The sequence below is a fragment of the Kosakonia sp. LAM2021 genome, from assembly GCF_016620385.1.
Lineage (GTDB): Bacteria > Pseudomonadota > Gammaproteobacteria > Enterobacterales > Enterobacteriaceae > Kosakonia > Kosakonia sacchari.
The window spans coordinates 408,172-424,175 of the sequence record NZ_JAENHT010000001.1; the positions used below are offsets into that span (position 1 = coordinate 408,172).

General features: G+C 54.2%; 14 protein-coding genes. 13 read left to right on the top strand and 1 reads right to left on the bottom strand.

Features of this window, described 5'->3' with window-relative positions:
- Window positions 1-11 precede the first annotated feature (11 nt).
- The 7 genes from yieE (at window position 12) to cirA (ending at window position 7,790) form a co-directional block, all read left to right on the top strand.
- Window positions 12-878, top strand: coding sequence for a DNA-binding transcriptional regulator YeiE (gene yieE / locus JKP81_RS01875; RefSeq protein ID WP_200550397.1), 867 nt, complete (start codon window positions 12-14; stop codon window positions 876-878).
- A gap of 176 nt (window positions 879-1,054) precedes the next feature.
- Window positions 1,055-1,840, top strand: coding sequence for a transporter substrate-binding domain-containing protein (locus JKP81_RS01880; protein ID WP_200551049.1), 786 nt, complete (start codon window positions 1,055-1,057; stop codon window positions 1,838-1,840).
- A gap of 3 nt (window positions 1,841-1,843) precedes the next feature.
- Window positions 1,844-2,509, top strand: coding sequence for an amino acid ABC transporter permease (locus JKP81_RS01885; protein ID WP_200550398.1), 666 nt, complete (start codon window positions 1,844-1,846; stop codon window positions 2,507-2,509).
- Window positions 2,509-3,165, top strand: a complete 657-nt coding sequence (locus JKP81_RS01890; protein ID WP_017459776.1) for an amino acid ABC transporter permease — start codon at window positions 2,509-2,511, stop codon at window positions 3,163-3,165. Before JKP81_RS01885 ends, JKP81_RS01890 begins: the two co-directional genes overlap by 1 nt.
- A complete protein-coding gene (locus tag JKP81_RS01895) occupies window positions 3,146-3,883 on the top strand; it encodes an amino acid ABC transporter ATP-binding protein (protein WP_065370505.1) in 738 nt (245 codons plus the stop codon). The genes JKP81_RS01890 and JKP81_RS01895 overlap by 20 nt, the downstream gene beginning before the upstream one ends.
- Window positions 3,884-4,065: 182 nt before the next feature.
- Entirely contained in the window at window positions 4,066-5,535 is a 1,470-nt protein-coding gene (locus tag JKP81_RS01900) for an amino acid permease (RefSeq protein WP_200550399.1), read from the top strand.
- Between the two features lie 275 nt (window positions 5,536-5,810).
- Window positions 5,811-7,790: a catecholate siderophore receptor CirA gene (gene cirA, locus JKP81_RS01905; protein ID WP_200550400.1), complete on the top strand. Its 1,980-nt coding sequence runs from the start codon at window positions 5,811-5,813 to the stop codon at window positions 7,788-7,790.
- A 39-nt stretch (window positions 7,791-7,829) separates the two neighbouring features.
- On the opposite strand, the gene fghA is transcribed toward cirA, so the two are convergent.
- Window positions 7,830-8,666: an S-formylglutathione hydrolase gene (gene fghA / locus JKP81_RS01910; RefSeq protein WP_200550401.1), complete on the bottom strand. Its 837-nt coding sequence runs from the start codon at window positions 8,664-8,666 to the stop codon at window positions 7,830-7,832.
- A 150-nt stretch (window positions 8,667-8,816) separates the two neighbouring features.
- Here fghA and JKP81_RS01915 point away from each other — a divergent pair, with 150 nt between their 5' ends.
- The 6 genes from JKP81_RS01915 (at window position 8,817) to mglA (ending at window position 15,991) form a co-directional block, all read left to right on the top strand.
- Window positions 8,817-9,944, top strand: coding sequence for a YbfB/YjiJ family MFS transporter (locus JKP81_RS01915; protein WP_200550402.1), 1,128 nt, complete (start codon window positions 8,817-8,819; stop codon window positions 9,942-9,944).
- A gap of 126 nt (window positions 9,945-10,070) precedes the next feature.
- The gene (gene folE, locus JKP81_RS01920) at window positions 10,071-10,736 is read left to right on the top strand and encodes a GTP cyclohydrolase I FolE (protein WP_017459784.1); all 666 of its coding nucleotides are present in this window, start codon (window positions 10,071-10,073) and stop codon (window positions 10,734-10,736) included.
- 18 nt (window positions 10,737-10,754) lie between these two features.
- Window positions 10,755-11,915, top strand: coding sequence for a DUF418 domain-containing protein YeiB (yeiB, locus tag JKP81_RS01925; RefSeq protein ID WP_200550403.1), 1,161 nt, complete (start codon window positions 10,755-10,757; stop codon window positions 11,913-11,915).
- Window positions 11,916-12,070: 155 nt separating this feature from the next.
- Entirely contained in the window at window positions 12,071-13,096 is a 1,026-nt protein-coding gene (gene galS / locus JKP81_RS01930) for an HTH-type transcriptional regulator GalS (protein ID WP_200550404.1), read from the top strand.
- A 294-nt stretch (window positions 13,097-13,390) separates the two neighbouring features.
- Window positions 13,391-14,389, top strand: coding sequence for a galactose/glucose ABC transporter substrate-binding protein MglB (gene mglB / locus JKP81_RS01935; protein ID WP_200550405.1), 999 nt, complete (start codon window positions 13,391-13,393; stop codon window positions 14,387-14,389).
- Window positions 14,390-14,470: 81 nt separating this feature from the next.
- Complete coding sequence (gene mglA / locus JKP81_RS01940) at window positions 14,471-15,991, top strand: galactose/methyl galactoside ABC transporter ATP-binding protein MglA (RefSeq protein ID WP_017459788.1); 1,521 nt, start codon at window positions 14,471-14,473, stop codon at window positions 15,989-15,991.
- Window positions 15,992-16,004: the final 13 nt, after the last annotated feature.

The following is a 16,004-nucleotide window of genomic DNA, read 5'->3' on the forward strand; positions in this document are numbered from 1 at the left end:
AAGTGACCTCTATGCATATAACGTTACGCCAGCTTGAAGTCTTTGCTGAAGTGCTGAAAAGCGGCTCCACCACTCAGGCTTCGCAGCGGCTGGCGCTCTCGCAATCGGCGGTGAGCGCGGCGCTGACCGATCTTGAAGGCCAGTTGGGTGTGCAATTGTTTGACCGTGTGGGTAAACGGCTGGTGGTGAATGAACACGGGCGTTTGCTCTATCCCCGCGCGTTGGCAGCGCTCGAACAGGCGACAGAAATCGAGCAACTGTTTCGTGAAGATAACGGCGCTATCCGCGTCTTCGCCAGTAGCACGATTGGTAATTACATCCTGCCGGAGGTGATTGCCCACTACCGCCGTGATTTCCCCGATCTGCCGCTGGAACTGAGCGTGGGTAACAGCCAGGACGTGATCAACGCAGTTGCGGATTTCCGCGTTGATATCGGTTTAATCGAAGGTCCGTGCCACACGGCGGAAATTATCGCCGAGCCGTGGCTGGAAGATGAGTTGGTGGTGTTTGCTCCGCCGTCATCCCCGCTGCTGCAAGGGCGCGTAACGCTGGAGCAACTCGCCGCTGCGCCGTGGATCCTGCGCGAACGCGGCTCCGGTACGCGCGAAATCGTCGACTATTTACTCCTCTCGCATCTGCCGCAGTTTCACCTGGGCATGGAGCTTGGCAACTCAGAAGCCATTAAGCACGCGGTACGTCACGGGTTGGGCATTAGCTGCCTGTCGCGGCGCGTCATTGCCGAACAACTGGAAACCGGCAGCTTAAAGGAAGTGCCGATTCCACTGCCCCGTCTGGTGCGTACGCTGTGGCGTATCCACCATCGTCAGAAGCACCTTTCCAGCGCACTAAACCGCTTTATACGCTACTGCGAGATTTGATTGCACCATCAGCAGGCGTCTGCACCGTTTTGGTGGTGCAGACGTAGCGCTGCAACCTTCGATTCATCCCTCAACCTCCCGCATGTCACGCTCCGCCAGAATATATTGTATTGGCACATTAGTTGCAGAAAGTGATTCAAAGAATCTTTTGTTTCATGAGCGATGAGGTGTTGATGATGAAAACGTGGATGAAGGCCGCCGCGGTGGCGACAGTAATGATGGCATGCGCCTCGCAGGCCATGGCGGATCAATTACAGGATATTCAGAAGCGCGGCGTATTGCGCGTGGCAGTACCACAGGATTTCCCGCCGTTTGGCTCTGTCGGCACCGATCTCAAACCGCAGGGTTACGACATTGATATGGCCGAATACCTGGCAAAAGGGATGAAGGTGAAACTGCAACTGGTGCCCGTAACCAGCGCCAACCGCGTGCCGTATCTGCAAACGCATAAAGTTGACCTGCTAATTTCCAGCCTTGGCAAAAATGCGGAGCGCGAAAAAGTGATCGACTTCAGCCGTGCTTATGCACCGTTCTTCCTTGGCGTGTTTGGCCCGAAAGAAGCCACAGTGACCGATGCGAAAGCGTTGAGCGGCAAATCCATCGGCGTTACACGCGGTGCCGTGGAAGACATGGTGCTGAGCGATATCGCGCCGAAAGATGCCGATGTGAAGCGCTACGAAGATAACAACACCACGCTTTCTGCTTATATGTCCGGCCAGGTGCAGTATCTCGCCACCGGTAACGTTGTTGTGGCGGCAATTGCGCGGCAGAACCCGCAAAAAGCGCCGGTCAGCCAGTTTATGCTGAAAGATTCGCCGTGCTATATCGGGCTAATGAAAAACGAACCAGCGCTGAAAGCGGAAGTCGACAAGCTGGTTGAGCAGGCGCTGAAAGAGGGCGAGCTCAACAACTTGTCACAGAAATGGATGCAGGCGCCGTTACCGGCCAACTTTGGCGCGTAACGCATGACGACATCGCTTGATTTCGCCGCGCTCTGGCCGTTCTGGCCGGAGCTGCTGGCAGGGCTTTGGACCACGGTGACCTTAACCACGCTGGCGACGGTTGGCGGTGTGACGATAGGCATCGTCGGTGCGGCGCTGCGTAGCGGTAAACCCGGCGTGGTGAGTGCCATCTGGGGCGCGTATGTTGAGCTTATTCGCAACACGCCTTTTGTGGTGCAACTGTTCTTTATTGTGTTTGGTTTGCCGAGCCTCGGGCTGAAACTCACCGCCGGTGAAGCGGCGCTGATCGCCATGCTGATTAACCTTGGCGCCTACAGCACGGAAATTATCCGCGCCGGGATCCAGGTCGCGCCGAAAGGGCAGTGGGAAGCCGCTCGCGTATTGGGGCTTAGCAAATCGCAAATCTTCTTACGGGTGATTTTGCCTCCCGCGCTGAAACGCATTTATCCAGCACTGGTGAGCCAGTGCATTATCGTTATGCTGGGCTCCTCGGTGGTGTCGCAAGTCTCTTATGAAGAGTTGACCTTTATGGCCAACCTGATTCAGTCGCGCACGTTTTTAAGTTTTGAAGTCTATTTTGTCACCACGCTGCTGTACCTGATGCTGTCGCTGTTGATGCGCCAGTTACTGCTGGCAATTGGGCGCAAATGGCTGGGGAGCGAGAGCTGATGAGTACGTTTACCGACTGGGATATTCTGCGCAACCTGCTACTGGCGGCGCGCTGGACGGTGCTGCTGTCGCTTATCGCCTTTGTCTGCGGCACGCTGGTGACGCTGCCGCTGCTGGTGTTGCGCATTAGCCGCTGGCGTTTACCAAAACGTTTTATCAGCGCCTATGCCGCGCTATTTCAGGGCACACCGCTGTTGATGCAACTGTTCCTGGCTTTTTTTGGCCTTGCGCTGTTTGGTATTGACGTCAGCGCGTGGACTGCAGCGACGCTGGCGCTAACGCTGTTTACCAGTGCCTTCCTGCTTGATATCTGGTACGGCAGCATCAAAGCCTTGCCAAAAGGGCAGTGGGAAGCCTGCCGTTGTCTGGGGCTGAGTTTTGGTCAAACGCTGTTTCGCGTGATTGCGCCGCAGGCTATTCGAATCGCCATTGCGCCGACGGTGGGCTTTTCCGTGCAGGTGATTAAAGGCACGGCGCTGGCGTCGATTATCGGTTTTGTCGAACTCACCAAAGCCGGCACCATGCTCAACAACGTCACCTTTGCACCGTTCAAAGTGTTTGGCCTGGTAGCGTTAGGCTATTTCCTGCTGTGCTATCCGCTGTCGCGCTACAGCCGTTATCTGGAGAAGAAATTCCATGCCGCTCATCACCATTAATGAAGTGCAGAAATATTATGGCGACAACCATGTGCTGAAGGGCGTAAGCCTCGACATTGAAATGGGCGAAGTGGTGTCGATTATTGGTCGCAGCGGTTCGGGCAAAAGCACCTTACTGCGCTGCATGAACGGGCTGGAAGGCTACCAGGATGGCAGTATCAAACTGGGCGGTATGACGGTAACGGACCGGGAATCGCAGGCGCGTGAGATCAGCCGCTCAGTGGGAATGGTATTCCAGAGCTTTAATCTGTTCCCGCATATGACGGCGCTGGAAAACGTCATGCTGGCGCCGCGCCGGGTGCTGAAACTTCCTGCCGATGAATGCCGCCGGCTGGCCATTGAGATGCTGGAAAAAGTGGGGCTCGGCGAGCGTATCGACTACTATCCGGCCAATCTTTCCGGCGGCCAACAGCAGCGCGTGGCGATTGCCCGCGCATTGGCGATGAAACCGAAAGTGTTGCTGTGCGATGAAATCACCTCGGCACTGGATCCGGAGCTGGTCGGTGAAGTGCTGCGCGTGCTGGAGCAGCTTGCCCGCGAGGGGATGACGCTGATTCTGGTGACCCATGAAATGAATTTTGCGCGCGAAGTGGGCGACCGCGTGGTGTTTATGCATCAGGGAAAAGTCTGGGAGCAGGGCGACAGCAAACACTTTTTCACGCAGCCGAAAACACCGGAACTGCAGCAGTTTATCGCTTCGGTACGCGGTCTGAATTGATCTTTCTGCTCCCGCATCCGCGCGGGAGCCTGTTTACCGCCTCGCAACATTGTTCATTCACTGCTTTACTTATAATCCGTTGCCGATCATGAAGGTCTCTAATAAGAGGCGTTTTATGCCGGAAGGCCTGCGTTTCGTTTGCTACAATCGCGCCTCATTTTTTGGATGGATAGCATTTTCTTATGGTTTCCGAAACTAAAACCACAGAAGCGCCCACGCTTCGTCGAGAACTCAAAGCGCGTCATCTGACGATGATCGCCATTGGCGGTTCCATCGGTACAGGTTTGTTTGTCGCATCAGGGGCGACCATTTCTTCAGCGGGCCCCGGCGGCGCGTTGTTTTCCTATATTTTGATTGGCCTGATGGTCTATTTCCTGATGACCAGCCTGGGTGAACTGGCGGCATTTATGCCAGTTTCTGGTTCGTTCTCCACCTATGGTCAGAAATATGTGGAAGAGGGCTTCGGCTTCGCGCTGGGCTGGAACTACTGGTACAACTGGGCGGTGACCATCGCCGTTGACCTGGTGGCGTCGCAATTGGTGATGACCTGGTGGTTCCCGGATACGCCAGGCTGGATCTGGAGCACGCTGTTCCTCGCGGTGATTTTCCTGCTTAACTACATCTCTGTGAAAGGCTTCGGCGAAGCGGAGTACTGGTTCTCGCTGATTAAAGTGGCCACCGTCATTATTTTCATCATCGTTGGCGTGATGATGATTGTCGGTATTTTCCAGGGGGAAAAACCGGCCGGCTGGAGCAACTGGGCGATTGGCGATGCACCATTTGCCGGTGGTTTTTCCGCCATGATCGGTGTGGCAATGATTGTCGGTTTCTCTTTCCAGGGCACCGAGCTAATTGGTATCGCGGCGGGGGAATCGGAAGATCCGGAGAAGAATATTCCGCGCGCGGTGCGCCAGGTGTTCTGGCGTATTCTGCTGTTCTATGTATTTGCGATTTTGATTATCAGCCTGATTATTCCGTACACCGATCCCAGCCTGCTGCGTAACGACGTGAAAGATATCAGCGTCAGCCCGTTCACGCTGGTGTTTGAGCACGCAGGTCTGCTCTCGGCGGCGGCGGTGATGAACGCAGTGATCCTGACGGCGGTGCTGTCGGCGGGGAACTCAGGCATGTATGCTTCCACGCGTATGCTCTACACGCTGGCGTGTGATGGCAAAGCGCCGCGCATTTTCGCGAAATTATCGAAAGGCGGCGTGCCGCGTAACGCGCTGTATGCCACCACGGTGATTGCCGCGCTGTGCTTCCTGACCTCAATGTTTGGCAACCAGACTGTGTACTTGTGGCTGCTGAACACTTCCGGCATGACCGGTTTTATCGCCTGGCTGGGCATTGCCATTAGCCACTACCGTTTTCGTCGCGGTTATGTGGCGCAGGGACATTCGCTGGATAACCTGCCGTACCGTTCAGGTTTCTTCCCGCTGGGGCCGATTTTCGCCTTCGCCCTGTGCCTCGTCATCACGCTTGGGCAGAATTATCAGGCTTTCCTGGCTGACCGCATTGACTGGGGCGCAGTTGCGGCGACATATATCGGTATCCCGCTGTTCCTTATTATCTGGTTAGGCTATAAATTTTCCAAAGGAACCCGTTTCGTGCGTTATAGTGAAATGGAGTTTCCGGAACGTTTCACGAAATAAATTCACTCTTTAGCCCTCTGTATGGAGGGCTTTTTTTCGCCCCTGCCAACATTCACTCCCGCTGCGATAATTTACATAACTTTAATTTGGCGAAATTGATAATCATTATCGTTTACATTAATGTAAGTGCCTGAATAACAAGGGTGTCTGCCCGGGATTGCTGTGCCCGAAGGCCAATAATTTTCCCCGTCAGGGTCAATGTAACGCTGACGGGTTTTGCAGTATGTGAGCAGTATTCTTCGCATTTTTTTGTAGTTACCTCATGGAGTTACGGAATGTTTACCTTGAATCCCATCGTCCGGGGAGGCCTCTGCGCGTCCGCACTTTCTTTGGCGCTGCCGGTAATGGCCGTAGAGAATGGCGAAACGCTGGTGGTTACCGCGTCGGCAACGGAGCAGAACCTGAAAGACGCGCCGGCCAGTATCAGCGTGATCACCCAGGACGATTTGCAGCGCAAACCGGTGCAAAACCTGAAAGATGTGCTGAAAGAGGTGCCTGGCGTTCAGCTCACCAATGAAGGGGACAACCGTAAAGGCGTCAGCCTGCGTGGCCTCAACAGTAGCTACACGCTGATTCTGATTGACGGTAAGCGTGTCAACTCCCGCAATGCGGTTTTCCGCCATAACGATTTTGACCTTAACTGGATCCCGGTCGACGCCATTGAGCGCATTGAAGTGGTGCGTGGTCCGATGTCTTCGCTTTATGGTTCGGACGCCCTTGGTGGTGTAGTGAACATCATCACGAAAAAAATCGGCCAGCGCTGGACGGGCAGTATTACTGCCGACAGCACCATTCAGGAACACCGCGATCGCGGTGACACATGGAACGGCCAGTTCTACACCAGCGGCCCGTTGATTGATGGTGTGCTTGGTCTAAAAGCCTTTGGCAGCGTGGCAAAACGCGAAAAAGATGAACAGCAGAGTTCTAAAACGGATGCCAGCGGCCAGTCGCCGCGTATCGAAGGTTTCACCAGCCGTGATGGCAACGTTGAGTTTGCCTGGACGCCAACCGACGATCACGATTTTACCGCCGGATATGGCTACGACCGCCAGGACAGGAACTCTGATTCGCTGGATAAAAACCGCCTTGACCGGCAAAACTACTCGCTGGCGCACAATGGCCGCTGGGGCGAAGTAAACAGTGAATTGCGTTTCTACGGCGAACAGATCGATAACAAAAATCCGGGTAACAGCAGCGCCATCCGTTCGCAAAGCAATACGCTCGACGGCAAAGTGGTGCTGCCGCTGGGGCAATATAATCAGCTCGTTACGCTGGGGGGCGAGTGGCGTCACGACACCTTAAAAGATCCTGTTAACCTGACCGGCGGCGACAGCAGTGAAACCTCGACCAGCCAGTACGCGCTGTTCGTTGAAGATGAGTGGCGTGTTTTCGAGCCGTTGGCGCTGACTACCGGTGTCCGTATGGACGACCACGATACCTATGGCGATCACTGGAGCCCGCGTGCTTACCTGGTTTATAGCGCCACCGATACGCTGACCGTGAAAGGCGGTTGGGCGACGGCATTTAAAGCGCCTTCTCTGTTACAGCTCAGCCCGGACTGGGCCACCAACTCCTGCAGGGGCGGCTGCCGCATTGTTGGCAGCCCGGAGCTGAAGCCAGAAACCAGCGAAAGTTTCGAACTGGGGCTTTACTACAGCGGAGAAGAGGGCTGGCTGGAAGGCGTACAGGGCAGCGTAACGGCGTTCCAGAACAATATCGAGGACATGATCAATATCAGCCGTACGTCGAGCCTGAGCGAAGCACCGGGTTACTCTAATTTCGTCGGTTTTGAGCGTAATGCCAGCGGCGTACTGGTGCCGGTATTCCGTTACTACAACGTTGATAAAGCGCGGATTCAGGGGGTGGAAACCGAAGTGAAAATCCCGTTCGATGAGGCGTGGAAGCTGACGCTGAATTACACCTATAACGATGGCCGCAACCTGAGCGGTGGCGGCAACAAACCGTTGCAGGATCTGCCGTTCCACACCGCCAACGGCACGCTGGACTGGCAAGCCACGCAGGACTGGTCATTCTATGTTTCCGCCAACTACAGCGGGGAAAAACGCTCTGTATCGCAGGGCGTAACGCCGGGTGGTTACGTAATCTGGAATGCGGGCGGCGCATGGCAGGCGACGAAAAACGTCAAGCTGCGCGCGGGTGTGCTTAACCTTGGCGATAAAGATCTCAGCCGCGACGATTACAGCTACAACGAAGATGGCCGCCGCTATTTCATGGCGCTGGATTACCGCTTCTGATAAGGAAAGCCCGGCAGCAGGACGCCGCCGGGACTACTGCTATTTCAGCAGATGCTGCGCATGGAAGCGCAAATGATCTTCAATAAACGCAGCAATAAAGAAGTAACTGTGATCGTAGCCGGACTGGATGCGCAGCGTCAGCGGCCACGATTTTTGCCGTGCCACTTCCGCAAGCCGCGCGGGCTGTAGCTGATCGGCCAGGAACTGATCATTATCGCCCTGATCGATAAGTGTTGGGATCGCGTCAGTTTCGTTGCTTTCCAGCATCAGTGCGCAGCTATCCCATTCACGCCATTGTTGCGCGTCGTCGCCCAGATAGGCGCGAAACGCTTTTTGCCCCCACGGCACCTGCATCGGGTTCACGATCGGTGCAAAGGCGGAAACGCTGGTATAACGGCCGGGGTTTTTCAGCGCCATGATCAACGCGCCGTGGCCGCCCATCGAATGACCACTGATAGCGCAGCGATCGCTGACGTTAAATTGCGACTGGATAAGCGCAGGTAATTCATCGCGCAGGTAATCATACATACGATAATGCGCCGCCCACGGCTGCCCGGTGGCGTTGAGGTAAAAACCCGCGCCTTTGCCGAGGTCATAGCTGTCCGCATCTGCTACATCGTCGCCGCGCGGGCTGGTATCCGGCATCACCAGCACAATGCCCAACTCTGCGGCCACGCGTTGCGCACCGGCTTTGGTGGTGAAGTTTTCATCATTGCAGGTGAGACCGGAGAGCCAGTACAGCACCGGCGGCGGTGTTGCGCTGTATTGCGGCGGTAAAAAGATGCTAAGTGTCATCGTGCAGTTCAGTACGGCGGAGTCGTGGCGCCAGCGTTGTTGCCAGCCTTCAAAACAGCGGTGCTCTTCAAGCATTTCCATGCGGGGCTCCTTAGAATTTTTACAAACAAAGTAAGGTGACTTCTTGTCATCATACAGACTATTCCCTTTGCTGTGAGTAACTTTCACTTCCGCATAAACGCAACATACTGCATCATAAACATAACTTTACGTTAACATTTGGGGGCGCTAATGGCGCAACGTGTGGCGCTGTGTGGGTTTATTGTGCTGGTTGTCGCGATGGGCATTGGTCGTTTTGCTTTTACGCCGCAGGTGCCGTTAATGATCCGCGACGAACAACTCACCCTGACCAGCGCCGGGCTAGTGGCGGCGATTAACTACCTCGGCTATCTGCTTGGTGCCTGGGACGCAATGCGCGCGCAGCGACATATCGAGGTCCGTCTTTATCTTGGTATTGGCGGCGCGGTGGCACTCACTTTTCTCTCTTCGCTTGCGGATAACGCGCTGCTTCACGGCGCGTTGCGCCTGGTGATTGGCGCAATGAGCGGCTGGGCGATGGTGTTGATTGCCGCCTGGACCAACGAGCGGCTGGCGCATGCCGGAAAGCCAGGGCTGAGCGCCGCGGTATTCGCCGGGCCGGGCGCGGGTATTGCATTAAGCGGCCTGCTGGCGGTGGCAATTCAGGCAAAAGGCTTAAGCGCTGCCTCCGCCTGGCAGGTGTATGGCGTGCTGGCGCTGCTGCTGGTAGCGTTAATTGCTCGCTATTTGCCGCGTCCTGGCGAGTGGCATCGGCCGGGAGAAAAGCCGCAGCCGCTACAGTTAACCACCGATCTTAAACGGCTGGTATGGAGTTATAGCCTGGCCGGGTTTGGCTATATCTTACCGGCGACATTCCTGTCGCAAATGGCGGCGCTGCGTTTTCCTGGCAGCTTGTTTGCCCAGTTTGTCTGGCCGGTGTTTGGTGCCGCAGCGGTGGTGGGGATAGCGCTCAGTATTTTGCTGCGCCACATTGGTCACAGCCATCAACGGTTGGCGGTTGTGCTGTGGTTGCAGGGCGCGGGCGTACTGGCGGCATGGTTGCTGCCAGGGATGAGCGGGCTGGTGTGCGGTGCGTTGCTGGTGGGCGGCGGATTTCTTTGCGCCGTGCAGCTTTCTCTGCTGTATGGACGCGAGCTTGCGCCCAATCACACGCGTTATATGGCCGGGTTATTGACTACCGGCTATGCGATGGGGCAACTGGTTGGCCCTATGACGTCCGCGCTTTCCACCTGGCTTACGCAGCAGCTTGAACCGGCGCTTGGCGTGGCGGCAATTGCCCTGGTCATTGGCGGGGTTTTAGTCTGGAAACGCACGGCCTGAAAGGTGGCAGCGATTTCAATAATTATCGCCGCCGGGGCTGGATTATGTGCGCGACCTCACGCACAATGTTCGCTCACTTTGCGTTAACAACGCGAAGTTCGCCACACCTGCAGGAGAATAATAAACATGTCATCACTCAGTAAAGAAGCGGCGCTCGTTCACGAGGCTCTGGTTGCCCGTGGTCTGGAAACGCCGCTGCGCCCACCGGTGCAAATGGATAACGAATCCCGTAAACGTCTTATCGCCGGGCATATGACCGAGATTATGCAACTGCTGAATCTCGATCTGAATGATGACAGCCTGATGGAAACGCCGCATCGCATCGCCAAAATGTATGTCGATGAGATCTTCTCCGGCCTTGATTACGCTAACTTCCCGAAGATCACCGTTATTGAAAATAAAATGAAAGTCGATGAGATGGTGACGGTGCGCGATATCACGCTGACCAGCACCTGCGAACACCATTTTGTCACTATCGACGGCAAAGCCACCGTTGCCTATATTCCGAAGGACTCGGTGATTGGCCTGTCGAAAATCAACCGTATCGTGCAGTTTTTTGCGCAGCGCCCGCAGGTACAGGAGCGACTGACGCAGCAGATCCTTACCGCGCTGCAAACGCTGCTCGGCACTAACAATGTCGCGGTTTCTATTGATGCGGTGCATTATTGCGTGAAAGCGCGCGGCATCCGCGATGCGACCAGCGCGACGACGACCACTTCGCTTGGTGGCTTGTTCAAGTCGAGCCAGAATACCCGCCAGGAGTTCCTGCGCGCCGTCCGCCACACTAACTAATTCGCTGGAGCCGCCGACATGGAGAGGAATGTCACGCTGGATTTTATTCGTGGCATCGCCATTCTCGGAATCCTGTTGCTGAATATCACCGCCTTTGGTTTGCCAAAGGCGGCCTATCTTAACCCTGCCTGGTACGGCGACATCACCGCGTCGGATGCATGGACCTGGGCGCTGCTCGATCTCTTTGCTCAGGTGAAATTCCTCTCGCTGTTTGCCATTTTGTTCGGTGCGGGTCTGCAAATGTTGCTGCCGCGCGGTAAGCGCTGGATCCAGTCGCGCCTGACGCTGCTGGTACTGCTCGGTTTCATTCATGGTCTCTTTTTCTGGGATGGCGATATTCTGCTGGCTTATGGACTGGTGGGGCTGATTGCCTGGCGCATGGTGCGCGATGCGCAGAACGTGAAGACGATGTTCAACACTGGCGTGGTGCTGTACCTGATTGGCATTGCTGTTCTGTTATTGCTGGCGGGCATTTCGGGTTCGCAGCCGAACCGCTCCTGGTTGCCGGATGCGGCAAATGTGCAGTACGAAACCTGGTGGCGAGTCAGTGGCAGCCTCGGTGAGGCCATCAGCAATCGTGCGGATATGCTCTCTAACGCGCTGCTGGCGCTGGGGGCGCAATATGGCTGGCAACTGGCGGGCATGATGCTGACAGGCGCGGCGCTGATGCGCAGCGGCTGGTTGAAAGGGCAATTCAGCCAGCGCCATTACCGCCGAATGGCTGTGCTGCTGATTGGCTTAGGGCTACTGATAAATATCCCGGCGATTATTGCCCAGTGGCAGCTTGGCTGGTCGTATCGCTGGTGCGCTTTTCTTCTGCAAGCGCCGCGTGAACTTGGCGCGCCGCTACAGGCGGTGGGTTACGCGGCGCTGGCGTGGGGGTTCTGGCCGCAAATCTGCGGTTACAAACTGGTCAATGCCATTGCCTGCGTTGGACGTATGGCGCTCACTAACTATCTGCTGCAAACGCTAATCTGCATCACCTTATTCAATCGTTTCGGGCTGTTTATGCAGTTCGACCGTCTGCAACTGCTGGCTTTTGTACCTGCGGTGTGGGCGGTGAATATCCTCTTCTCTCTGTTCTGGCTCAGGCGTTTTCGTCAGGGACCAATGGAATGGCTATGGCGGCAATTGACCGCTCGTGCTGCAGGGGCATCATTAGCACGCACATCCAGATAACGATCTGGATCACAATCATTAACAAAACGGATGTAACCGTTTCCATTCATGTGATGCCACTCACGTAGCAATCGCCTGCTCGCTGCCAGAATAGCCTCCTTACTTAACACAGGGGGTGGCTGTGAACTGCCGCAATCCAGAAAAGGTGGGTAAAAATGATCACCATTCGTGACGTTGCCCGGCATGCGGGCGTCTCTGTCGCGACGGTGTCCCGCGTGCTCAATAACAGTGCGCTGGTCAGCCCGGAAACGCGCGAAACGGTGATGAAAGCCGTCGCCCAGCTGGGTTATCGCCCGAATGCCAACGCCCAGGCGCTGGCGACGCAGGTTAGCGACACCATTGGCGTGGTGGTGATGGACGTCTCTGATGCCTTTTTCGGTGCGCTGGTGAAAGCAGTAGATACGGTTGCGCAGCAGCACCAAAAATATGTGCTGATTGGCAACAGTTATCACGAGGCGGAAAAGGAGCGTCACGCCATTGAAGTCCTGATCCGCCAGCGTTGTAACGCCCTGATTGTTCACTCAAAAGCACTAAGCGATGAGGAGCTGACAGGTTTTATGGAGCAGATCCCCGGCATGGTGCTGATCAACCGGTTGGTGCCAGGCTATGCGCACCGCTGCGTCTGCCTTGATAACATCAGCGGGGCGGTGATGGCGACGCGCATGCTGCTCAATAACGGTCATCAGCGCATCGGTTATCTGGCCTCCAGCCATCAAATTGAAGACAACGATATGCGCCGTGAAGGGTGGTTCCGCGCGCTGGAAGAGCAGGGGATCAACGCCCCGGATAGCTGGGTTGGCACCGGTTCGCCGGACATGCAGGGCGGTGAAGCGGCGATGGTGGAATTGCTCGGGCGCAACCTGCAACTGACCGCGGTCTTCGCCTATAACGACAGCATGGCGGCGGGAGCGCTGACGGCGCTGAAAGACAACGGCATTGCGGTGCCACAGCATTTATCACTGATTGGTTTCGATGATATTCCCATTGCGCGTTACACCGATCCGCAACTGACGACGGTGCGTTACCCGGTCGCGTCAATGGCGCGCCTGGCAACCGAGCTGGCGTTGCAGGGAGCCGCAGGTAAGCTGGATCCAGAGGCTGCGCACTGCTTTATGCCGACGCTGGTACGCCGCCATTCCGTGACCGCGCGGCAAACTGTGGCACCGATCACTAACTTATAAACTTCGATGATGTAACCGTTTTCAATCTGTGAGTAAATTCACAGTATCTTAACAAGGCGCTGACTATGATGTCAGCGTTTTAGAAGCTGAAACACGATGTAACGGTGATTAATCACTTTCACTATAAGTGAGCGCTTTGAAACATCGAAGAAAGCGAACTTCTGGAGCGTTACCCGGACACGGACGAATGGATTTTTAGAGTGAACTTCGGTCGGCAGTAACGTCTTCGTAACAACTGACCCGCCGAGCATTATTCACAAGAACTACCCTGCATATAAAAAAACCGGAGATACCATGAATAAGAAGGTGTTGACTCTGTCTGCTGTTATGGCAAGCATGCTTTTTGGCGCAGCCGCACACGCAGCGGATACCCGCATTGGTGTGACCATCTATAAATATGACGACAACTTTATGTCCGTTGTCCGTAAGGCTATTGAGAAAGACGCCAAAGCAGCGCCAGATGTTCAGCTGCTGATGAACGACTCGCAGAATGACCAATCCAAACAGAACGACCAGATTGACGTGCTGCTGGCGAAAGGCGTAAAAGCACTGGCGATCAACCTGGTTGACCCAGCTGCGGCAGGTACGGTGATTGAGAAAGCGCGTGGTCAAAACGTTCCGGTTGTTTTCTTTAACAAAGAACCTTCTCGCAAAGCGCTGGATAGCTACGATAAAGCCTACTACGTGGGTACCGATTCCAAAGAATCCGGCGTGATTCAGGGCGACCTGATTGCTAAACACTGGGCGGCGAACCCGGGCTGGGATCTGAACAAAGATGGTCAGATCCAGTTCGTACTGCTGAAAGGCGAGCCGGGCCACCCGGATGCTGAAGCACGTACCACTTACGTTATCAAAGAGCTGAACGATAAGGGCATTAAAACCCAGCAGCTGGCTCTGGATACCGCAATGTGGGATACCGCTCAGGCGAAAGACAAAATGGACGCCTGGCTCTCTGGCCCGAACGCTAACAAAATTGAAGTGGTTATCGCTAACAACGACGCGATGGCAATGGGCGCGGTTGAAGCACTGAAAGCGCACAACAAATCTGCTATTCCGGTATTTGGCGTCGATGCGCTGCCAGAAGCTCTGGCGCTGGTGAAATCCGGTGCAATGGCCGGTACCGTGCTGAATGATGCGAACAACCAGGCGAAAGCAAGCTTTGATCTGGCGAAAAACCTTGCCGAAGGTAAAGGCGCGGCAGATGGCACTAACTGGAAAATCGACAATAAAATTGTTCGTATTCCTTACGTTGGTGTAGATAAAGACAACCTGGCTGAAATCGCCGGTAAATAATATTAAGAAAGCATGTTCTCATTGGGCGCAACGACTGTTGCGCCCTTATAACACGATATGCCAGGCCAACAAGGTATAATTATGGTCAGCAATAATACTCAGTCGTCAGGTGAATTCTTGTTGGAAATGAGCAATATCAACAAGTCTTTTCCAGGCGTAAAGGCACTCGATAATGTCAATTTGAAAGTCCGTCCGCACTCTATCCATGCATTAATGGGCGAGAACGGTGCGGGGAAATCAACATTATTAAAATGTCTTTTTGGGATCTATCAAAAAGATTCCGGTAGCATTCTTTTTCAGGGGAAAGAAATCGACTTCCATTCCGCGAAAGAAGCGCTGGAAAATGGTATTTCGATGGTTCACCAGGAACTCAACCTGGTGTTGCAACGTTCCGTGATGGACAATATGTGGCTGGGTCGTTACCCGACCAAAGGCATGTTTGTCGATCAGGATAAAATGTTCCACGATACCAAAGCCATTTTTGATGAGCTGGATATTGATATCGACCCTAAAGCACGCGTGGGAACATTATCTGTATCACAAATGCAGATGATTGAAATTGCCAAAGCGTTCTCTTACGACGCCAAAATTGTCATTATGGATGAACCGACTTCTTCGCTGACGGAAAAAGAAGTCAATCATCTGTTTAAAATTATCCGTAAACTGAAAGAGCGTGGCTGCGGAATCGTTTATATCTCCCATAAAATGGAAGAGATATTCCAGCTGTGCGATGAAATTACGATTCTGCGCGACGGCCAGTGGATTGCCACCCAGCCGCTGGAAGGGCTGGATATGGACAAGATCATCGCGATGATGGTTGGTCGTTCCCTGAACCAGCGCTTCCCGGACAAGCACAACGTGCCGGGCGAAACCATTCTTGAAGTGCGTAATCTCACCTCGTTGCGCCAGCCCTCTATTCGCGATATCTCCTTTGATTTGCGCAAAGGCGAAATTCTCGGTATCGCAGGTCTGGTCGGGGCGAAACGTACTGATATTGTTGAGACGTTATTTGGCATTCGCGAAAAGTCCGCTGGCACCATTAAACTTCATGGCAAACTGATTAATAATCACACCGCTAATGAAGCGATTAATAATGGCTTTGCGCTGGTGACCGAAGAACGCCGTTCTACCGGTATTTATGCTTATCTTGATATCGGATTTAACTCACTAATCTCGAATATTCAGAATTACAAAAATAAAGTCGGCTTGCTGGATAATAGCCGTATGAAGAGTGATACCCAGTGGGTTATTGACTCCATGCGTGTTAAAACACCCGGCCACCGTACACAAATTGGTTCGCTTTCCGGTGGTAACCAGCAAAAAGTGGTTATTGGTCGCTGGTTATTAACACAGCCAGAAATTTTAATGCTTGATGAGCCGACCCGTGGTATTGACGTTGGGGCTAAATTTGAAATTTACCAACTGATTGCCGAACTGGCGAAAAAGAATAAGGGGATCATTATTATTTCCTCTGAAATGCCTGAGTTGTTAGGCATCACTGACCGTATTCTGGTTATGAGCAATGGCCTCGTTTCCGGAATTGTTGATACTAAAACGACAACGCAAAACGAAATTCTCCGTCTTGCGTCTTTGCACCTTTAAGATCAGGGGCTCC